The organism is Pseudomonas sp. 14A (assembly GCF_018132745.1).
Lineage (GTDB): Bacteria > Pseudomonadota > Gammaproteobacteria > Pseudomonadales > Pseudomonadaceae > Aquipseudomonas > Aquipseudomonas mercuritolerans.
The window spans coordinates 55,733-76,571 of the sequence record NZ_JAGRQJ010000001.1 but is presented as its reverse complement, the minus strand read 5'-3'; the positions used below and the strand labels follow the sequence as shown (position 1 = coordinate 76,571).

The 20,839-nt window shown below is 61.4% G+C and carries 15 protein-coding genes and 1 tRNA gene; 4 read left to right on the top strand and 12 right to left on the bottom strand.

Annotation, left to right across the window (positions count from 1 at the left end; all coding sequences use genetic code 11):
* Positions 1-48: 48 nt before the first annotated feature.
* Both oscA and dibA read right to left on the bottom strand, forming a co-directional pair.
* Positions 49-231, bottom strand: a complete 183-nt coding sequence (gene oscA, locus PS14A_RS00250) for a sulfur starvation response protein OscA (RefSeq protein ID WP_007917682.1) — start codon at positions 229-231, stop codon at positions 49-51.
* A 286-nt stretch (positions 232-517) separates the two neighbouring features.
* A complete protein-coding gene (gene dibA, locus PS14A_RS00245) occupies positions 518-2,437 on the bottom strand; it encodes a phosphodiesterase DibA (RefSeq protein ID WP_212615014.1) in 1,920 nt (639 codons plus the stop codon).
* A 147-nt stretch (positions 2,438-2,584) separates the two neighbouring features.
* Between dibA and desA the strand changes: the two genes are divergently transcribed.
* Both desA and PS14A_RS00235 read left to right on the top strand, forming a co-directional pair.
* Positions 2,585-3,769 (top strand): delta-9 fatty acid desaturase DesA, encoded by a 1,185-nt coding sequence (desA, locus tag PS14A_RS00240; protein WP_212615013.1) that lies wholly within the window; start codon positions 2,585-2,587, stop codon positions 3,767-3,769.
* A gap of 211 nt (positions 3,770-3,980) precedes the next feature.
* Entirely contained in the window at positions 3,981-4,970 is a 990-nt protein-coding gene (locus tag PS14A_RS00235) for a sensor domain-containing diguanylate cyclase (RefSeq protein WP_110644748.1), read from the top strand.
* Between the two features lie 135 nt (positions 4,971-5,105).
* On the opposite strand, the gene PS14A_RS00230 is transcribed toward PS14A_RS00235, so the two are convergent.
* The 3 genes from PS14A_RS00230 to gabD form a co-directional block, all read right to left on the bottom strand.
* Positions 5,106-6,317 carry a response regulator gene (locus PS14A_RS00230; protein WP_137215015.1) on the bottom strand — a complete coding sequence of 404 codons (1,212 nt, stop codon included), beginning with the start codon at positions 6,315-6,317 and terminating at the stop codon, positions 5,106-5,108.
* Between the two features lie 134 nt (positions 6,318-6,451).
* Complete coding sequence (gene gabT, locus PS14A_RS00225) at positions 6,452-7,729, bottom strand: 4-aminobutyrate--2-oxoglutarate transaminase (protein WP_016772251.1); 1,278 nt, start codon at positions 7,727-7,729, stop codon at positions 6,452-6,454.
* Positions 7,730-7,914: 185 nt separating this feature from the next.
* Positions 7,915-9,357 carry an NADP-dependent succinate-semialdehyde dehydrogenase gene (gabD, locus tag PS14A_RS00220; protein ID WP_212615012.1) on the bottom strand — a complete coding sequence of 481 codons (1,443 nt, stop codon included), beginning with the start codon at positions 9,355-9,357 and terminating at the stop codon, positions 7,915-7,917.
* Between the two features lie 432 nt (positions 9,358-9,789).
* Between gabD and PS14A_RS00215 the strand changes: the two genes are divergently transcribed.
* Positions 9,790-9,866 (top strand) — tRNA-Arg (locus PS14A_RS00215).
* 77 nt (positions 9,867-9,943) lie between these two features.
* Here PS14A_RS00215 and PS14A_RS00210 read toward each other — a convergent pair.
* Together PS14A_RS00210 and PS14A_RS00205 are read right to left on the bottom strand one after the other, a co-directional pair.
* Positions 9,944-10,213, bottom strand: a complete 270-nt coding sequence (locus PS14A_RS00210) for a hypothetical protein (RefSeq protein WP_212615011.1) — start codon at positions 10,211-10,213, stop codon at positions 9,944-9,946.
* A gap of 46 nt (positions 10,214-10,259) precedes the next feature.
* Complete coding sequence (locus PS14A_RS00205; RefSeq protein ID WP_212615010.1) at positions 10,260-10,820, bottom strand: YbhB/YbcL family Raf kinase inhibitor-like protein; 561 nt, start codon at positions 10,818-10,820, stop codon at positions 10,260-10,262.
* 139 nt (positions 10,821-10,959) lie between these two features.
* Between PS14A_RS00205 and PS14A_RS00200 the strand changes: the two genes are divergently transcribed.
* A complete protein-coding gene (locus PS14A_RS00200; RefSeq protein WP_212615009.1) occupies positions 10,960-12,483 on the top strand; it encodes an FAD-dependent oxidoreductase in 1,524 nt (507 codons plus the stop codon).
* Positions 12,484-12,601: 118 nt separating this feature from the next.
* Here PS14A_RS00200 and pgaD read toward each other — a convergent pair whose 3' ends face one another.
* From pgaD to PS14A_RS00175, 5 genes are all read right to left on the bottom strand, one after another.
* Positions 12,602-13,132 carry a poly-beta-1,6-N-acetyl-D-glucosamine biosynthesis protein PgaD gene (gene pgaD, locus PS14A_RS00195; RefSeq protein WP_123444120.1) on the bottom strand — a complete coding sequence of 177 codons (531 nt, stop codon included), beginning with the start codon at positions 13,130-13,132 and terminating at the stop codon, positions 12,602-12,604.
* Positions 13,129-14,484 carry a poly-beta-1,6-N-acetyl-D-glucosamine synthase gene (gene pgaC / locus PS14A_RS00190; protein ID WP_056786973.1) on the bottom strand — a complete coding sequence of 452 codons (1,356 nt, stop codon included), beginning with the start codon at positions 14,482-14,484 and terminating at the stop codon, positions 13,129-13,131. The genes pgaD and pgaC overlap by 4 nt, the downstream gene beginning before the upstream one ends.
* 1 nt (position 14,485) lies before the next feature.
* Positions 14,486-16,483, bottom strand: coding sequence for a poly-beta-1,6-N-acetyl-D-glucosamine N-deacetylase PgaB (pgaB, locus tag PS14A_RS00185; protein ID WP_212615008.1), 1,998 nt, complete (start codon positions 16,481-16,483; stop codon positions 14,486-14,488).
* 12 nt (positions 16,484-16,495) lie between these two features.
* Complete coding sequence (gene pgaA / locus PS14A_RS00180) at positions 16,496-18,976, bottom strand: poly-beta-1,6 N-acetyl-D-glucosamine export porin PgaA (RefSeq protein ID WP_212615007.1); 2,481 nt, start codon at positions 18,974-18,976, stop codon at positions 16,496-16,498.
* A 237-nt stretch (positions 18,977-19,213) separates the two neighbouring features.
* Positions 19,214-20,719, bottom strand: coding sequence for a YdgA family protein (locus PS14A_RS00175; protein ID WP_151551817.1), 1,506 nt, complete (start codon positions 20,717-20,719; stop codon positions 19,214-19,216).
* Between the last annotated feature and the right edge of the window lie 120 nt (positions 20,720-20,839).

Genomic DNA, 20,839 nt, shown 5'->3' with positions numbered 1-20,839 from the left:
TGCACACAGCCCCCTGTAGGAGCCGCCGAAGGCTGCGATCTTTTGATCTCAGCCCGGTTGTTTACCGGGTTGCTGCAAACGAAATTTCTCTTTGCGTTCGATCTGTACGACTTGCGCGTTGTGCACAGTGATCTCCACCGCGCCGAACCGCAGATCGCGCAGGGCGCTCTGGATTTCCCGCAAGATGGTGCTTTCGTCCTGACCGTCAACGCTGCGAAGGGATGCGCTCATGGTGCTGCTCCTTTGAAGGGGATTTGCCTGGCAGTGGGCGGCACTGCGTTCGGCGTGGGAGCAATATAAGAGAGGCATGGATATTCTTAAAAAGACTATTTAAGAATGTTTATATAACCAGAAAATAATATGAGCGAGGGCAAGGGGTTTGCGCTGATTTGAAATCGTCAAGAGAACTCGTGGAGAGGGGATTTATCCCCGTTGGGTCGCGAAGCGACCCCAAAAAATGGGACTGCTACGCAGTCCAACGGGGATAAATCCCCTCGCCACAAGCCATATGGCCTATTCAGCCAATCAATGGCGTTTTCGCCCAATCAAGCCGATCCGCAGACACCGGCCGCCCAAACCAGTAGCCCTGCCCCAGATCGCATTCCTGCGCCAACAGAAATGCCGCCTGCTCAGCCTGTTCGATCCCTTCGGCATGGACCTGCATGCCCATGCTGCGGGCCAGCGCGATTATCACCCGGACAATCGCCACGTCATCCTCATCCCACGGCAACCCTGCGACGAAGCCCTGATCGATCTTGAGTTTCTGCACCGGCAGGCGCTTGAGCCGCAGCAACGACGAATAGCCGGTGCCGAAATCATCGATGGCCAGACGCACACCCAGTTCGCGCAAGCGATGCATCTGTTCCAGCGCCACTTCCGGATCATCCATCACCGCGCTTTCGGTAACTTCCAGTTCCAGATACGCCGGATCCAGCCCCGTGTCGTGCAGCACCTGCGCCACCTGCTGATAAAGCTCACGCCGGGCAAACAGCCGCGAGGAGACATTAACCGCGACGAACGCCAGCACCACACCGCTCTGCTGCCATTGGCACATCTGCCGGCAGGCCTGCTGCATCACCCAGGCATCGATCTCGGCGATCAGCCCGGTGCGCTCGGCAATCGGAATGAACTCCGCCGGCGACACCAGGCCGCGCTGCGGATGCTGCCAACGCACCAGTGCCTCAACGCCGATCAGACGGCTGCTGTGCAGGTCATGCACCGGTTGGTAGAAGACGCGCAACTCCTCCTGCTCCAGTGCGCGGCGCAGTTCGAAGGCGATTTCGACCCGTTGCTGGGCATGTGCGGTCAGCTCTTCGGTGTACAGCGCGTAGCCGTTGCGCCCGGCGCTTTTGGCCTTGAACAGCGCGCTGTCGGCGTTGCGCAACAACTGCTCGGCGCTCAGGGCATCGCTGGGAAACAGGCTGATGCCGATGCTGGCGTTGATGAACAGTTGATTGCCATCTACCAGCATCGGCTCCTTCAAGGCGTCCAGAGCCCGTTGCGCCAGCCCAGCGGCCTGAGCCGGCTGTGGACAACTTTCCGCGAGCACCGCGAACTCGTCACCACCCAGCCGTGCCAGGGTGATGCCGGCGCCGAACAGATCCTGCAAACGCGTCGCCACCGCTTTCAGCAAGCGGTCGCCGACGTTATGCCCGAGGCTGTCGTTGATCATCTTGAAGTGATCCAGATCGAGCATCAGTAGCGCGCAGCCACGCTTGTGCGCCTGCGCCGATGCCAACGCCTGCTCGGCGCGGTCGCTGAACAGCAGGCGATTGGGCAGATCGGTCAACGGATCGTGATGCGCCAGGTGTTTGAGCTCGGACTCGGAATCCTTGATCGCACTGATGTCGGAAAACACCGCCACGTAATGGCTGAGCCGGCCGAAATCATCGTGAATCACCCGGATGGTCTGCCACTGTGGATAAATCTCGCCGGTCTTGCGCCGGTTCCAGATCTCGCCGCTCCATTCACCTGCGGCTTCAAGGGTTGCGAACATTGCCTGATAGAAGCCCGGCGGATGATGACCGGACTTGAACAGACTGGGCTGCTGACCGATCACCTCATCGCGCCGATAACCGGTGATCTCGATAAAGGCGCGGTTGACGTGAACGATCAGGCCCCGATGATCGGTGACCAGTACGCCTTCACGGGTGCAGTCGAACACGGCCGCCGCCTGACGAAGACGCTCACGGTCGCTGTGGCGCTCGCGCAGGCGGGCCCCGATGCCGAGAAACCGACACAGCCGCGCCCGCGCAAGAAAAATCAGCCCGGCGCTGACGGCTGCCAGCAGATAACCGTTGATCAGTTGCCAGTGGGCCAGCGCACTGGAGTCATCGAAGAATCTGCTTAATAAATGATCGGAAACCCGCAGCCACACGGCGGCGAGGACGAGGTAGAGCAGCGCTGCACGCAAGGCATCGCGGTAAGTCGCAGACATTCGGTCGTCCATGTCCCTACAAAAAGGTTGGAATTATAGGTGAAGAAACATTCAGCGACTTCTTATCTGAAAGGGCGACTGGTTTTATCTGTGTGCTTAGTGATAATGCAACGGCTGTTTTTATCTTTATCGAGGGCCCTATAGCCTATGTGGTACGAAGGTTTTCTTGGCTTGTCGGCCTGGTCACTGGTCGCGGTCACCCTGCTGATGACCCATGTGACGATTGTTGCCGTCACGGTCTATCTGCACCGTTACTCGGCCCACCGCTCGCTCGAGCTGAATGCGGGTCTCAAGCACTTTTTCCGTTTCTGGCTGTGGCTGACCACGGCGCAGAACACCCGCGAGTGGACCGCCATCCACCGCAAACACCACGCCAAATGCGAAACCGAAGATGACCCGCACAGCCCGGTCATCAAGGGCCTGTCCACGGTGCTGCGCACCGGCGCCGAGCTGTATCGCAGCGAAGCGCAGAACCCGGAAACCCTGCGCATCTACGGCAAGAACTGCCCGGAAGACTGGATCGAACGCAACCTCTACAGCCGCTATCCGCTGCTGGGCGTGGCGATCATGGGCGTGATCGACCTGCTGCTGTTCGGCACCATCGGCATCACCATCTGGGCGATTCAGATGATGTGGATTCCAGTGTGGGCCGCTGGCGTGATCAACGGCTTGGGCCATGCCGTCGGCTACCGCAATTTCGAATGCCGTGACGCGGCGACCAATCTGGTGCCGTGGGGCATCCTGATCGGCGGCGAAGAGCTGCACAACAACCATCACACCTACCCCAACTCGGCCAAGCTGTCGGTAAAGAAGTGGGAATTCGACCTCGGCTGGGCGTGGATCAAGGTCTTCTGCGTCCTGCGTCTGGCCAAGGTGCAGCGGGTCGCACCGATTGCCCACCGCGTCGAAGGCAAGGGCAGCCTGGACATGGACACCGCCATGGCGATCCTCAACAACCGCTTCCAGATCATGGCCCAGTACCGCAAATTGGTGATCGGCCCGCTGGTCAAGCAAGAGCTGGCCAAGGTCGATCATTCGGTGCGCCACCAGTTCCACCGGGCCAAACGCCTGCTGTCGCGGGAAACCAGCCTGCTGGAAGACCGTCATCACCTGCGCATCCAGACCATGCTCGAACACAGCCAGGCGCTGAAAGTCATTTACGAGAAACGCCTGGCTTTGCAGCAGATCTGGGTCAAGACCAGTTCCAATGGCCACGACATGCTGGCCGCCATCAAGGAATGGATTCACGAGGCCGAGGCCAGTGGCATCCAGTCGTTGCGTGACTTTGCTGATCAGCTGAAAACCTACTCGCTGCGTCCTGCGGCTGCCTGACCCGGCACTGGCTGCGATCTTTTGATTCTGAGGATCAAGAGATCGCAGCCTCGTTGCACTCGTCAGCTCCTACAGCTCGCCGCTTGGCGGGACTCGGTAATGGCCGGGAACTTCGCCGAAAATCCTCTATCTCAAAGACACTTCGCCATCTCCGGCGGGCTGTCCTGTGGCCGTTGTCGACATTGCGGCGCGCCCTTTGAGATTTGTGCCGATGGTCAACAACAACCAGAAAGACACATCCTTCACCCAATGGCCTGAGGCCGCGCAAACGCTGATGGCGCTGATGCACGCGCAAGGCGAAGTCGCGCGCCTGAGCGAGCGCGAACAGTTAATCAGTTCGCTGCTGGTCAGCGTCAACGCCGTGCTCTGGGCTTTCAACTGGGAAACCCGGCAGGTGCTGTACGTCAGTCCGGCCTATGAACGGATCTTCGGCCGTTCCGCCGCGCTTGTGCTGGCTGACTACAACCAGTGGCGTGACAGCATTTACCCCGATGATCTGGAGTACGCTGAACAAAGCCTTGCCGAAGTCCTGCACCGAGGTGCGGTGGAAGATCGCGAGTATCGCATCATCGCCGCCGATGGCCAGGTGCGCTGGCTCAGCGACAAATGCTTTATCAATCGCCAGGACGAGCCAGGGCAGCCGGTGATCATCGTCGGCATCGCCGAAGACATCACCGACAAAAAACACATGGAAACCGAGCTGCAACGCTTGGCCACCACCGATGTGCTGACGCAAAGCAGCAACCGCCGCCACTTCTTCGAATGCGCCCACCGCGAGTTCGCCGAGGCGCGGCGCCAAGGCACACCGCTGGCCTTCCTGCTGCTGGACATCGACGATTTCAAAGTGATCAACGACAGCTACGGCCACCCCGAAGGCGACAATGTGCTGCAACGGATCGCCGAATGCGGGCGCGGCTCATTGCGCCGTGGCGACCTGTTTGGGCGAATTGGCGGTGAGGAGTTCGCCGCTGTGTTCCCCGGTTGTGCGCCGGAGATGGCCGTGCAAGTGGCGGAGCGCCTGCAACAGGAGATCCAGCGACTGCGCTTCAACCACGACGGGCAAGCATTCAGCATCACCGTGAGCCAGGGCCTGACCAATCTCACCGACGAAGACAAGAGCCTGGACAGCCTGTTCGCCCGCGCGGATGCGGCGATGTACGAGGCGAAACGGCAGGGCAAGAACCGGATTATTGCGGCCTGACCCGTATTTTGTGGCTGCCGCAATTCCTGTGGGAGCGGGCTTACCCGCGATGAGGCCTGCACCTTCAACAAAAATGTTGCCTGCGCTGGCGCCTTCGCGAGCAGGCTCGCTCCCACATTGGAATGTGGTGATCTGTCATTTGCGCATCCGCAGCAACTCCGGCAGTCCGATCTTGAGCAACCGCGCCGTGCGGCTCTTTGCCAATTCCTCAACACCTTCATGCTCCGTCAGCCGCGCCATCTGCGCTGCCATATGCATCACCAGCGCCTCGCGACTGTAAACGCCACCACCGAGCTGGTAGGCCGAAGCAATCAACTCGCGCAACTCCAGCGGCAGGCGCCAGCGAGTGCGCAACGCCGAGCCATAAGAAGCACCAAACTGCGCCAACGCTTCGCCGACCTCTTCCAGTTCGTCCAGCTCGCCGCCGGCCTGCTGCCATTCCTGCAGGCAGCGCAGCAGCGCCAGATCACCGAGCCGATGCAGCATGCCCGCGCAATAGCAGCGCTCCTGATCCAGATCGAGCAGGCGCGCCAGCGTGCGGGCGTATTCCGCCGTGTGCAGTGACAGCCCCCAATAGCGCTCGGCGTAATCCGCCAGGCATGGATCGCTGAGCCGCGCGCTGCGTTTGAGCGCCAGGCCGAGAATCAGGTTCATGCTCTGCCCGGTGCCGAGTCGGTGCAGCGCTTGGGCCAGGGTTTGCACCGGCGCGCCGTAGTGTTGCGCGGCACTGTTGGCGGCTGCGATCAGCACGGCAGTAATCTGCGGATCGGTGCGCACCTCTTCTTCCAGCAGCTTGAGGTCCAGCCCCTCGGGATTGAGGCTGCGCTTGACCGCCACTTGCACATCGGTCATCAGCGGCGCGCCATCGGCCTGCTCGCGACGCCGCTCAAGGAACACCGACAGGGTCATGCCCGGCGCCAGTGCCGGCACTTCGCAAACCACTGCTTCGCCAGCGTTGAGCAGCAACCCCTGCAAGCGCTCGGTCAGGCCTTCCATGTTCAACGGTTTGGTCAGGTACGCCGTCGGCGCCAGCGGAATCGCTTCGCGCACGCTGGCGCTGTCGTTGCGGCTGCTCATCAGAATGAACGGCAGCGGCGGATTGCGTTTGCGCTGGCGGACGCTGCGCAGCACATGCAATCCGTCGATGCCGGGCAGCTCCCAATCAACGATGGCCAGGTCATAGGGCACCTCGCTGAGCAACGACATTGCCTGCTGACCGTCGGCACACAAATCCAGCCGCGCATCGCAGCGCACATTGAGCAGCACTTGTTTGAGCAGGTCGCGGGACCAGGGATCAGCCTCGGCAATCAGCACCCGGGGTACGGCGGGTAAATCAACGGCAGTCATGCGCGCTCTCCTTGCAATGCCTGAACCTTAGCCAATGCTGGCGATCCGATACAGCGCTAACAGGTCCGATATGTTTCAAGGGGCAAAAAAAACCCGCCGAAGCGGGTTTTTGTCGAGCGGGTCACACGAGCGGATCAGAGTTCAGAGAAGCACTCTTCGATGATCGCCAGGCCTTTGTCCAGTTGCTCGTCTGGCGACGTCAGCGGAACCAGCACACGCAGCACGTTACCGTAAGTGCCGCAGGACAGCAGGATCAGGCCCTTGTCACGCGCCTTGGCCACCACAGCAGCCACGGCAGTCGGGTTCGGCTTGTGGCTGTCGCCGTTTTCGAACAGCTCGACCGCGATCATTGCGCCCAGCGCACGCACTTCACCGATCACCGGGTACTTGGCCTGAATCGCCTTCAAACCGGTGACCAGGCGCTCGCCGACAGCCTTGCAGCGGTCCAGCAGTTGCTCTTCTTCAAACACTTCCATGACTGCCAGCGCAGCGGCGCAAGCGATCGGGCTACCGGCGTAGGTGCCGCCCAGGCCGCCCGGAGCAATGGCGTCCATGTATTCGGCCTTGCCGCATACGCCGGCCAGCGGGAAGCCGCCAGCGATGGACTTGGCGAAGGTGGTCAGGTCGGCGGCAACGCCCATCTGTTCCATGGCGAAGAAGGTGCCAGTGCGGCCAGCGCCGGTCTGCACTTCGTCAGCGATAAGCAGGATGCCGTGCTGGTCGCACAGCGCACGCAGACGCTTCATGAATTCTTTCGGCGCGACGTAGAAACCACCTTCGCCCTGCACCGGCTCGATGATGATCGCAGCGATGTCTTTCGGCTCGGCGTCGTTCTTGAAGATGCGCTCGATGGAAGCGATCGAGTCGTCGATGCTCACGCCGTGCAGTTCGTTCGGGTACAGCGCGCGGAAGATGCCGCCTGGCATCAGGCCCATGCCCGCCGAGTAAGGCACGACTTTACCGGTCAGGCCGAGGGTCATCATGGTGCGACCGTGGTACGCGCCGGTGAAAGCGATCACGCCAGCACGGCCAGTGGCGGCACGGGCGATCTTCACGGCGTTTTCCACCGCTTCGGAACCGGTGGTGACCAGAAGGGTTTTCTTGGCGAAATCACCCGGCACCTTGGCGTTGATTTTTTCGCACAGCTCAACGTACGGCTCGTAAGCCAGCACCTGGAAGCAGGTGTGGGTCAGCTTGTTCAGCTGTTCGGTCACGGCGGCGATGATTTTCGGGTGCACGTGGCCGGTGTTCAATACCGCGATACCGCCGGCGAAGTCGATGAACTCGCGACCTTCAACGTCAGTCACGGTGGCGTTCTTCGCCGACTCGGCGAAGATCGGGTGAATCTGGCCAACACCACGAGGTACGGCATTGGTGCGGCGGGCCATCAGTTCAGCGTTAGTCTTGCTCATTACAGTCCTCATTCGCCGCTCATCGGGCGGCGTGGTTCAAGGATGAAGCGGGAGGAATCAGCGGTGGCAGCATGCGATGATCGACTGCCACGGCGTTCCTGGCCGCAGAGAAAATTCCTGTTTGAAACGACGCAAAGGGACAGCGCTCTCGTGCCCTTTGCGTTTGCAGCGATCCCTTTCCCGGCTTAGATGCCCAGGCAGAGGTATTTGATTTCCAGATAATCTTCGATGCCGTACTTGGAGCCTTCACGGCCCAGGCCCGAAGCCTTGATGCCGCCGAACGGCGCGACTTCGTTGGAGATCAGCCCGGTGTTGACGCCGACCATGCCGTATTCCAGCGCTTCGGCGACACGGAACACACGGCCGAGGTCACGCGCGTAGAAGTAAGAAGCCAGACCAAATTCGGTGTCGTTGGACATGGCGATCACTTCGGCTTCGTCCTTGAAGCGGAACAGCGGCGCCAGCGGACCAAAGGTTTCTTCTTTGGCCACGGCCGCGTTTTTCGGCACGTTGGTGAGAATGGTCGGCTCGAAGAAGTTGCCTTCCATCGCCTTGCCGCCCGCCAATACGGTGGCGCCTTTGCTCACGGCATCAGCGATGTGTTCCTGAACCTTGGCCACAGCCTTTTCGTCGATCAGCGGGCCGGTGGTGGTGCCATCTTCCAGACCGTTGCCGATCTTCAGTTTGGCCACAGCCACTTTCAGCTTCTCGGCGAACGCATCGTAGACCGCGTCCTGAATGTACAGACGGTTGGCGCAGACGCAGGTCTGACCGTTGTTGCGGTACTTGGAAATGATCGCGCCTTCGACGGCCTTATCCAGATCCGCGTCGTCGAACACGATGAACGGCGCGTTACCGCCCAGTTCCAGCGAGACTTTCTTGATGTCCTTGGCGCATTCGGCCATCAACTGGCGACCGATTTCGGTCGAGCCGGTGAAGGACAGTTTGCGCACGACCGGGTTGCTGGTCAGCTCGCTGCCGATGTCGCCGGCGCTGCCGGAGACCACGCTGAACACGCCCGCAGGAATGCCTGCACGCTGGGCCAGTTCGGCCAGGGCGAAAGCGGAAAATGGAGTTTGCGAAGCCGGCTTGAGCACCATGGTGCAACCGGCGGCCAGCGCCGGGCCGGCCTTGCGAGTGATCATTGCTGCCGGGAAGTTCCACGGGGTGATCGCGGCAGTAACGCCGATCGGTTGCTTGATGACGATCAGGCGCTTGTCCGGCTGATGGCCCGGAATCACATCACCGTAGATGCGCTTGGCTTCTTCGGCGAACCACTCGATGAACGATGCGGCGTAAACGATTTCGCCCTTGGCTTCGGCCAGCGGCTTGCCCTGCTCGAGGGTCATCAGGCGCGCGAGGTCGTCCTGGTTTTCGATCATCAGTTCGAACCAGCGACGCAGCTTGCCGGCACGCTCTTTGGCGGTCAGCGCACGCCAGGCCGGCAGCGCTTTGTCAGCGGCTTCAATGGCACGGCGGGTTTCAGCGGCGCCCATCTTCGGCACGGTGCCGAGGATTTCGCCGGTGGCCGGGTTGTTGACCTTGATCGTCTGACCGTTGTCGGCATCGACCCAAGCGCCATCGATGAAGGCTTGCTGGCGGAACAACTGGGTGTCTTTAAGCTGCATGTCGGCTTTCCTTAACAGCACCGCGGCCTGCGCGGAGCAAATTATGATTGTAGAAAGGCGCCTCGCAAGGCTGCCGTCAGGGAAATCAGTGAACGGATTGTGGCGCATCAACAGTGCACGACCGGGCGCACCTGCGCTGCAAAACCCGCCAAAGAGCGTTTGAAATCTCAAACGGATCGTAGGTTCAAAGGGGGTAAAGGACAATAGGTCGTTCGAAAAAAAGAACAAAAATGCCGCTTTTCAGATCAACGTACTGAAAACCCGTGCCGCAGGAAAAACCTTAGATCAACCCCGGCAAAGCGCCAAGCGAGGGTTTTGCAGGACGTTACCGCTTTAAGGAATGCAGCGATTTTGCGCCGACACGCACACTGACAAAACCCGCCAAACCCGGCATGGACGCCCTGAGCCGACCTAGGTATGATGTCGCCCGCTGCACCAGTAGCTCAGCTGGATAGAGTACTGCCCTCCGAAGGCAGGGGTCGTGGGTTCGAATCCCGCCTGGTGCACCATGAATCAAACGAGAAAGCCCCGGACTGTGATGGTCCGGGGCTTTTTTGTGGGCGATGACAAGATCGCTGGAACGCCGTCACTCCGTCGTCCAGTCAAACTCATCATATTCATCGTCGTCATCCCCCTCCTCCTCAAACTCGTCAAACACCTCGTCTTCTTCGACGAGGTCTTCTTCCGGCTGATTCAGCAGAAATTCCTTACGTGTCTCGGTTACTGCACGCCGCATTTGTTCGCCCTTTTCCGGGCAGTTGAGTAGCTGGGCGATGCGGTCGATTTTTGCTGCCACGGTGTCCTCCAGCGCATTGGCAATGGCTTGATAGTGCGCGTTTTCGCGGGGCAATGCCAAATGGCTGGGGAATCAGAGCAGTCAGCCGCCCGTGAGCGGCCCAACCTCAGCGGTGATAACGGCGCACCGCGCTGCTGTTGCGCAGCACATGGCCTTTGATTTTTTCCATCAGCTCGGCGCGGGTCAGGCCGGCGGGCAAGGCGTCCGGGGCAAGATCGAGGGCGTAGATCTGGATGATGTAGTGGTGCGCGCTGTCGCCCACTGGCGGGCACGGGCCCATGTAGTGGGTGTTGCCTTTGCTGTTGGTGCCGCCGACGCCTTCGAGGGCGGATTTGGCACCGACGCCGGCCGCGATCTGGTGGGTGGTGGGCTTGATGCCGTAGTGAATCCAGTGATCGACGCCCAGGCCTTTCTGGCCGTCCGGGTCGTGCATGACGATGGCGTAGCTCTGGGTTCCGGCGGGGCCGGCGTTCCAGCTCAGCGCCGGCGATTGGTTCTTGCCACCGCAGCCGGGTGCGTCACTGGCGGCTGCCGAGGTGAACAGGCGGTTATCCGAAACGCCGGGGATGCTCAGGGTGAAGCGTTCCTGGGCGTGTGCCGGGAACTGCACGCAAAGGGTCACGGCGATGGCCGCCAGCCATGGGTTGAGAGAGGTCAATCGGGTCATTCCGGGAGCACCTTGTGCAGTGAGGCCGTCGTCGGCCCGCAAACTATAGCTGTACCGTTCATGCCTTGGCAGTAGCAAATGGCTGAACCTCGCGCGGCGCCGCCAACTCACAAGAGAAATGCCTGCGAGGAAGCCGAAGATGTCCCTGCACCGTGTCGCCCGTTTCGCCGATGTCCCGCAAGACCGTGGCCTGCAAGTCGAAATCGGCGACTGCAAGATCGTCCTGCTGCGTGCCAACGGCGAGTTGCGGGCGTTTCAGGGCCTGTGTCCACACGCCGGAGCGCCGTTGGCCGAGGGGGCGTTGTGTCATGGCAGGTTGATCTGCCCCTGGCACAAGGCCGCGTACCGCGCCGAGGACGGTGGCCTGTGCGAGCCGCCATCGCTGGACAGTCTCAAGCGCTATCCGCTGGAGTTGCGCGGCGATGAAGTCTGGGTCGATGACCAGCCCCTGCCCGATCCGCACACCCCGCCCGCTGACGACCCAAGAACGTTCGTGGTGGTCGGCGCCGGGGCGGCGGGCACGGCTTGCGCGGCGGCGCTACGGGAGAAAGGTTTCGGCGGACGCATCGTGCTGGTCGACGGCGAACCGGATGCCGGCTACGACCGCACGGTGCTGAGCAAATTTGTTCTCGCCGGGGAGATGTCGCCGAAAGAAGTGCCGCCGCTGCACGATGAGGCGTTCTATCAAGCGCAACGGATTGAGCGCGTGCAAGGCGAAGTGACTTCACTCGACGCCCCAGGCAAAACGCTGCATCTGCACAACGGCGGCATCCTGCGTTACGACGCCGCTGTACTCGCCACCGGTGGCGCGCCCAATCCGTTGAAGCTGCCTGGTGCCGGGCTGGCCAACGTCTTCGTCCTGCGTTCGAAAGCACAGGCTGAACAGATCATCAACGCCGCTCAACCGGGCCAGCGTGCGGTGATCATCGGCGACAGTTTCATTGCCCTTGAATGCGCATCTGCGCTGCGCGAGTTCGGCCTCGACGTCACCGTGCTGGCACGCCATGCAATCCCGTTTGCCAAGCAGTTCGGCGAAGCGGTGGGCAAAGCGATTCGCGGGTTGCACGAAGAGCACGGGGTGAAGTTCATCAGCGAACACGAGGCTACGCAGATTCTTGGCGAGGACAAGGTCGAGGGCGTGCTGCTCGATAATGGCTTGAGGCTGGCGGCAGATCTGGTTCTCGCCGGCGTTGGTGTTCACCCGGCCACTGAACCTTTCGCATCATTGCCCAAGGAAGAAGACCAATCGTTGCGTGTCGATGACGGTATGCGCGTCACCGATGGCCTTTGGGCCATCGGCGATATCGCCACGTTTCCGTTGAATGGCCAGCCAACCCGCATTGAGCATTGGCGCCTCGCCCAGCAACATGCGCGCATCGCCGCCGCCAACATGCTCGGTGGCGAGGAGCATTATCTGGATGTGCCGTTTTTCTGGACGTACCACTTCGGCAAGAACTACGACTATCTCGGTCACGCGCAGGAATGGGACGAGGTCGAGTTCAGCGGTGAGCCGGAACAGCCGCCGTTCATTGGCCTGTTTGCAAAAGACGGCATCGTCGTTGCGGCGGTGGCCTGCGACAAGCAACGCGCAATGGCGCTGCTGGCCGAGCGAATGAAGCAACCTTTGCGGATGAAAGAGGCCTGGACGCTGACCCAGGCCTGACACCGATCCTGTAGGAGCTGACGAGTGCAACGAGGCTGCGATCTCTTGATCTTGTTTTTACATAAGCAAAATCAAAAGATCGCAGCCTTCGGCAGCTCCTACACAGGCCGCGTGGAGATCAGGTCAGGCGTTTCACCGGCTCGCGACTGTCGTCTTCTTCGGCATGCAGAAAGATCACCCGTGGATGCTCCAGGGGTGCCAGCGGCGCCGGCAGTGCTTGCTGCTGAAGCGGCCAGAAATGCGTTTCCACATGGCTGATGTCGCCATCCTGGTCGTTGTGAATGGTCATCACCCCCGGCGTGCGCAGTTTCTGGAAACGCTCGTCGCACAGCTTGAAACTCTTGCTCAGACCTTCATCGCCAATCACCGGTGACGGCAAACGGCGCTGGGCGAAGCTGCGGCTTTTGCGTTGCTGGTAACGCGCCCAACCGATCAGGATCACCGCGTTGACCAGCGCCACCCACATATAAACTTGCAAGGTGCCCAGGGCATCGAACGCCGAATGATCGATACGCGGGCCGCCGCTGGTTTCGATCAATGGCCATAGTCCGCGCACCAGCAGGAACAGCAGGCCAACCCAGGCCAGGACGGTGAGGATCACGTCGATCACCACCAGAAAGGGCCGTTGGCGAGTCCGGATAATTTTCATTTGATGACTTCCTCCTGGTCGTCGCCCAGCGGTTTGATACCCCGATCAGGACTGACCCAGCGCGCGCGTTTTTTGTGTTGGCTGAACAACACCTTGGGGAAACTGACCAGGGTGGTCAGCAGACTGACGAGCCAGAACACCAACGGATACCAGACCACCCAGAACATGGTTTTGCCCAGACCCGGTTCATAGCGTCGATCGATGATGATGCTGACAGCGAACTGCACCAGGCAGACGAACGCCAGCAACAGACCGGTGAAGGCCGGCGGCATCAGGTGATCGACGGCGATCGCGTCGGGCATGACCATGAACTTGCCCATGCCCCAGAAAATCACCGACAGCAGGAAAGTGAACGCCCAACCGGTGGACAGGCAGTATTCGAACAGCAGCGGCCACAGGTAGCGATGGCGGTACTGCCAGATGCCGCGAATGTTCTTGAACAGCACTTCGGCGCCGCCCTGAGCCCAACGCAGACGCTGCTTCCACAGGCCACCGAGGGTTTCCGGCATGAGGATCCAGCACAGCGCACGCGGTTCGTAGAAGATGCTCCAGTGATCGAGTTGCAGCTTCCAGCTGATGTCGATGTCTTCGGTGATCATGTCCGGGCTCCAGTAGCCGACCCGGTTCAGCGCAGTACGACGGAACGCGACGATCACGCCGGAGACGGTGAAGATGCGCCCGAACACCCGTTGCGTACGTTTGATCAGCCCGATGATCGAGGAGAACTCGCCGACCTGCACCCGCCCGATCAAGGTCGAACGCGTGCGGATCCGCGGGTTGCCGGTCACTGCGCCAAGGCGTGCGTTATCCAGCATCGGCGCGACCAGATAAGCCGCAGTGTTCGGCGCCAGCAAGGCGTCGCCATCGATGCACACCAGATACTCGCTGCGCGCAGCGATCGCGCCCATGCGCAGAGCCACAGCCTTGCCCTGGTTTTCCGCCAGATGCAGAACTCGCAGTCGCGGATCTTCCTTGGCCAGCGCATCGAGCACTTCGGCGGTGTTGTCCTTGGAGCCGTCGTTGATCGCGATCACTTCGATGTTCGGGTAGTGCTGGGCCAGCGCCGCGTAAATGGTATCGGCAGCGTTATCGCCTTCGTTGTAGCAAGGAATCAGGATCGAAATCAGCGGCTCGCCTTCCAGCGGCGGCGGCAGCGTGTCGTCCTGCCATGGCCAGTGGCGCTCCCAGTGCAGCCAGAAATACAGGCCGCCAGCGATCCACAACCCGGACATGAACAGTGGGTAGAAGAACACGAACGACATCAGGAACTGGCCGGTCACGAGGAAGATCAGCCCCAGCGGAACGCCAAGGACAATCGCCAGAACAAGCAGGGCTAACAGTCTATCCAGCATGTTATGGATTCCATTTGTTGGAGAGTGCAGGCCTTACGGTTTTCAGGTCTGGCAGGTTGTCGAGGAAGTTGTCCGGGTAGTAACCGAAACTGGTCGCGCCCTGACGCTTGAGCCGGCCCATCCAGTCCGCCAGATGCACGGCGTCGATATCGGCCTGATCCTTCTGGTTCCAGTCACGCGCCTGCAATTCGAACACGGTGCGGTTGAGTGCGCCGGGGCGTTTCTTCACCGTGGCGACCAGTTCTTCCAGCCATGGGCCGGACTCGGCCAGCGTCTGTTTTTCCATCAATGGCATGGCCATCGGCGCCGTCCAGTCGTAGGTGGCGAGGAAGTCATCGAGGTTCTGCGCGAACCACGCTTCGCTGTCGGGATTGAGCATCGGCTCAGCGAAGATGTTGCGCGCGGTCAGCACTTGCGGGCCGCGAATCGCACGGACCTTCGCGGTCAGTTCGTTGGTGAAGTCGATCAAGTAGCGGCTCTTGAAACGCGTCCAGCGTTGCATCGCCGCCGGATCGTCGCGCAGCGCGGCAATCGAACCCGGCAGACCTTGAGCGGCGTAGGCCTTCAGGGCATCCGGGCTGGCGTCTTCGAAATCCGAAAGCACCGCATCGTCGTGGTAGAGAATGCCGTCGACCGAGGTCAGCCGCGCCACGTCTTCATAGATTTCACCGATGATCTTGCGTACTTCAGGATTGAACGGCGAGAGACGTTTGTACTGCTTCGGGTCGACCGACGTTGTGGCGGTTTTCGGGTCCCAGCGAGTCACCCGCGGCAGCTTCGAATCCAGCTCGAAACTCAGCACCGGCATCCACGCAAAGACCTTCACATGAGCACGGGTGCGCAACTGCCAGGCGACGCGGTCGAACAGATCGGCGCGCATCGGCAGGTGGCGGTTGGGGAAGTACAGCGAATGCACCAGACCATCGCCCTTGGGATCGGCGAAGGCTTGCAGGAACACCGTACTGGCGCCGAGGTCAGCCATGCGCTGCACCAGTTTGCCGAGGTTGATGTCCTGCTGGGCCGGGTCCGGGTCGTAGACGTTGTCGAGATCGACATGCACCACGCGCATCGGCCCTTCGGCCTGCACCGAAACGATGCTGTTGGCGAAATGCTCGCCGTCAGGATCGGACGCGACGAGGAAGCGCGGCCCGCTCATCAGGTTATCGAGGGTGTCGAGGCCGTCGTCCAGCGTCAGGGCCATTTCATAGCCCTCCTCACCGACCACGGTCAGCGAGGTACCGTCGGCGGTGCCGTACGGCCAGACCCACACGCGTGGTTTGTAACCGGTGGCCTTGCGGATCTTCTCGGAAATGTTCTTCACGTCGGTACGAATGCGTGCCTGGAAATCGGCTTCGGATTCATAGCGCTTGGTCACCGGGTCATAACGCCGGGTCGCGGCGGCCGGCTGCAGGTTGCCCTGCGGGTTGGCAAGGATGCCTTTGTGGTTGGCATCGGTGTGAGCGGCGATCTCTACCAACCCGGACTTGGAGATTTCGCGGATCTGCTGCCAGGTCAGGAAGTTGTCACGGTTACGCGGCGTGCCGGCAAAATCCACCGGTTGATTGAGCGGCGTGTCGATCCAGGTACCCACCGGCGCCAGCAAGGCTGGCCAGTTGTAGGCGCGCAGCACCGGCAGCACGCGGGTATAGAAGCTGGCGTAACCGTCGTCGAAACTGAGCAGCACCGCTTTCGCCGGCAGCTCCGGGCCACCGTTACGCGCGGCCATGATCTGGTCGACGGTCACTGGTTTGTAGCCGTTCTCGCGCAGCCAGGCGAGCTGCTCGATCATGCGCTCGGTGCGCACCGCCACCACGGCCTGATCGGGATCACGGTCTTCGACATCGTGGTAGGCAATGCCGAGCACATGGTTTTTTGGCCACGGTTGTTCACTGGCCGCGGCCGGGCGCTCGGAGGGCGGCGCGAAGGCCGGGGCTTGCTGGGCGCAGGCGCTGATCAGCAGCGCTCCCAGCAGAAGGATGAAACGCGAGATAAAAGGCATCTTCAAACTCTTCTAGAAGCGGAAAGTGAGGTCGACGAGCAGACGCAGATCAGTTTCCCGATCACCGTCGTAAGGCCGGTTGATCACACTGAACATGCCGCCCACATCGAACACGTCGTTCCAGGCGTACCGTTGGCCGTAACCGAGCAACGCCATGCCGCCGGTGCCGTGGTCGCGCTGGCTGTAAGTGCCCGCGCCGGCCTGGAATTGCTGGCTCCAGGAAGTCTCGTAGCGGTGGTAGAGCACGTGGTTGACGTTGACCAGCGGCATCACGCTGAAGTCCGACTTGGGGTTGAAGTACGGCACGTCGTCGGATTTCGAGTTGTGGCTGGTGCCAACTTCCAGGCCGGCGTCGACCTGAATGTTCGGCGCGGTGTAGATGCCCTCGCGCCCGGTCACCAAGGCTTCGACGCGGTTGTTGCCATCGCTGAAGTGCGATGGGCTGACCGACACGCGCCACTCGCGGCTTTCATTGGCGCGCCAGCGCAGGAACGCACTGCCGCCGTTGGCCTTGATGTCGCTGTTGAGCGCGCGCAGCGGCGTTTCTGCCGAGAGGTATTCGAGGCTGCCGCCGTATTGCCAGTGATCGTTGATGTCGCGGGCAATCGCCAGGCGCGCGCCCTGTTTGTCACCGAAGCCGTAATCGTGATTCGACACCTCGGCTTCGAGGGTCATGTCACGGGTGCGCCGTTCCAGGCCGACACGCTGGAAGCGATGGTGGCCGGTGCCTTCGGCGAAATCACCGGTGGCATAACCGGCGCCGGCAAACACGCGCCAGTCTTCGTTGATCGGTGGGCTGTAAACGGTGCTCTGGATACCGAAATCACGGCTGCCGCTGACCGCACCGGCATCGCCGCTGCCGCCACCGTTGGCCTTGCCGCCGTAGGCTTCGACGCGCAGTTCGGCCATGTCATGCACTTCCCGTTCGCGGGCCAGGCGCTGCACCTGGCGGTTGTCCGGATAACGCGCGACCACATCGTCGACCAGCGCATCGTTCTGCCGCCACTCCTGCAACTCCATCGCGGTGCGCGCCTGAGCGACCTCCAGGCCGGCATCGCGCGGGGCCATGCTCTCGGTTTCCTTGAGCTGGCTTTCCGCGCGGCGCGGCATCTGGCGGGCGAGGTAGAGATCGGCCTGGGCCAGACGCAAGCCAAGGTTGCCCGGTGCCTGCTCGACCAGAGTCTGCAGGCGCTCCTCGCCGTGGGGCAGGTCGGAACCGTAGGTGCCGGCCTGCGCCGCGAGCTGCTGGGCGTCCATCCATTCGTCGTTAGGGTTGCCGATCGGCAAGCCCTTGAGCTCGACGCGCGGTCGCTGGGCTTTCGCTGCGTCTTCGGCGACCTTGCGCGCCTCATCGGCGCGGTCGCTTTCCAGCAGCGAGTAGTACAGCGCAGTGGTGTCTTCGAGGCGATCACCGACATCGGCGTCCGGCGCCGAAAGCACCTGGCGATACAGATCGGTAGCAATCTCAGGCTCGCGCTGATCCAGATAAGACGCCGCCACCCAGCGCAGGGCGTAGGTCGGAATCTCCACGCCCTCGGCTTGCAGCTTTTGATATTCGCTGATGACGTCGGCAGTGCGCGCACGGGCTTTGAGCGCGCCCATACGGTCGATGCGCCAGCGCGTCACGTCGTCGTGAGCAGTGGCGTCAGGAGTCCAGGTGGCGAGGAGTTTGTCGTAATCGGCCAGCGCGCGGTCGGCGATGACGTAGCGTTCCTTTTCGCTGCGGGTGGCCAGTTCGGCAAGGCGCACGCGTTCGGCGGCGAGATCGCCTTCGAGGCGGCGCAAGGTCACCGGATCAATCAGGCCAGGACGTTGACTGGCCAGACGCAGCGCCGGTTCAGGCAGACGGGCCTTTTGCAGGGCGACCACGTACTCACGGGCCACCTCCGGTTTGTTGCCGGCGCGAATAAAGGCCTGATCAAATTCGAACAATGCGTCGTACTGTTTGCCGGCGCGACCGAGGGCATAGCCCAAGGCCAGGCGGCGCGACGGATCGTCGGGTTTGGCGGCGACCAGCGCCTGGGCGCGGGTGACGGCCTGATCGGGTTTGCCGGCATCGGCCTGGGTCAGCGCGAGACCCAGTTGCAGGTCGGCGTTGTCCGGCTCCAGCGCCAGCGCCTTGTTGTAGATCTGGGTAGCCTGATCCCAGCGCTTGAGGTTGCGATAGGCACGCGCGGCGGCGGTCAGTGCCTGCACCGGCAGGACGCGGTCGCGGCCTTGGGTTTCATAGACCTTGACCACTTCGGCATCGAGTCCGGCCCAACTGGCGATTTGCAGGTGATCGCTGACCTGGCCGTCGCTGGCCTGGCCCGGCGGCATCTGACGCAAAACCGTCAGCGCAGGCGTGTAATGCCCGGCGCGGGCATCGCGCACCATCTCGTCGTAGGGTGTGTCGGCCAACGCCAGCACTGGCCAGAGCAACTGGCTGCAGAGGGCGAATCGGAACAAAGGGCGCAAACCACGATGTAATACAGGGCCATCAATACGCGGCATTTGTCAGCATCCTTACATGGCCAGCCGGGTCGCAATGCCCTCCTTGCCCATTCGTAACGGTGGCCGACAATGACAGCCCTCGGCCAAGCTTGGTGAGGCAGTCTGCACGCAAGCGTAGTCGAATTTTCACAACGCAATAATTGTTCAGAATCGGCACGCATGTACAAAACCCGTACAGCAAAACGCCCGGCGCCTGTTCACACAGGGGCCGGGCGTCTGGAGGGTGCGCGGTTGGGCTTATTGCTCTTGGGTGACGCCGGCAAACTTGCTCATGAGGAAGCCGATGAACTGCTCGACGGTCATCTTCTGGCCGTTGAATTCGACCTGATTGGCCGCGTAATGCAGTTTGGTCACCACGTTGGTGCCGTCGGCGACAGCCAATTGCGAGCCGACCGCCATGCCGGCGAACATGTCCGCCGCTTCCTTGGACTGATCGACGATGGCTTTGGCGTCAGTCTGGCCATCGAGTTGCGCCTGCACGCTGAGCAGATCGACGAGCATCGGCTTGGACACTTGAATGTTCAGGTCGAGCAGCGCGATCAGTTGCTTGCCGAGTTGATCCGGCGGCAGGTCCATCGATTGCGGCTTGGTCAGGTCGATCACCAGATTGGCGCGGCTTTCACCGTTGGCGGTGTTGAACGACAGATTCTCCAGCGCCAGTTGCGGACCGGCCGCCAGCAACTTCTGCAGATCGGCTTTGACCTGGGCGTTTTCCGCTTCGGTCAGATTCAGCTCCGGTGCCGGCAACCCCTGCGCAGCGGCCTCGGCGGCAGCTTTTTCATACGGCTGCAATTTGGTCTGGTAGATCTGCATCAGCGACATGGTCGACGGAATGTCGAGGTTCTTCAGGCTCATGGCCATGGCCGCCGAACCGACTTTCTTGTCGTTGAGCGTCACTTCGCCGATTTTGTAGTCGGCACGCCCCGAGGCGTTGCTGCCGCTTTCTTCGGTGCGGTTCTTCATTTCGAAGTTCTTCACGCCCAGCACCATCGGCTTGGCGCCGAAGGTGGTTTTGCTGCTGGTCACTTCCAGGGTGTTTTCCCCGGTGTAGTAGCCGTAGCTGCTCTTGGCGAGGTTGCTGGCCAGGGTCAGGCCGTTGAGCTCGACCTGCACCGGCGCCTGGTCTTCCGACACGGTGACCAGTTTCAGATTGTCCATGTAACCGTCGGCCTTGACCTTCTGCGCCTGGGCGCTGGCGGCGATGTCCATGCTCAGACCGGAAAACTTCAGGCTCGACTGCTCATCCAGCGCAGTTTCGAACGGCACCAGATTCAGAGTGCTGGTGGTCGATTCGTCGTAGCCGATGTTGGTCACGCCCTTGAGCGGCGCGGCGCCGTTGGTGGCGGCGAACCATTTTTCCGTGGACGGGCTCTTTTCCAGCTCGTAGTTGCTGGTGGCCATGACCGGCAGCCACTTCAGCGAAACCAGACGCGAGAACGGCAGCGGGCCGTGCTCGATGTGGTCGACAAACAGCAGCTCGACCGGCGTATCACCGAACATTTCGCCTTCGCCCTTGAGGCGATAGTGCGCGGTGCTGGTGAAGGTGTGGCGTTCCAGCGACACCAGTTCCAGCGACGCGGTGCCGTTGGAGCCGGCCATGGCGGTCTGCAACTCTTTGTTGGCATTGGTCACGGCGTTGTTCAGCACGCCTTCGATCTTGGTCCCGGTGTACCAGGCCCCGCCTGCGCTGATCGCGCCGATGGCAACAACAATTCCGAGAAGCACGCCTGCTGATTTATTCATGAATGACCTGATCGGTTTCCGTGGCTGTGGATGAAGTCGTCTTCCTTGAACCCGGGATCGGGTCGCGGCTCGACTGTGCGCAATTAAGCGGTGGAGATTAGCACCGGGCGCGGACGACGG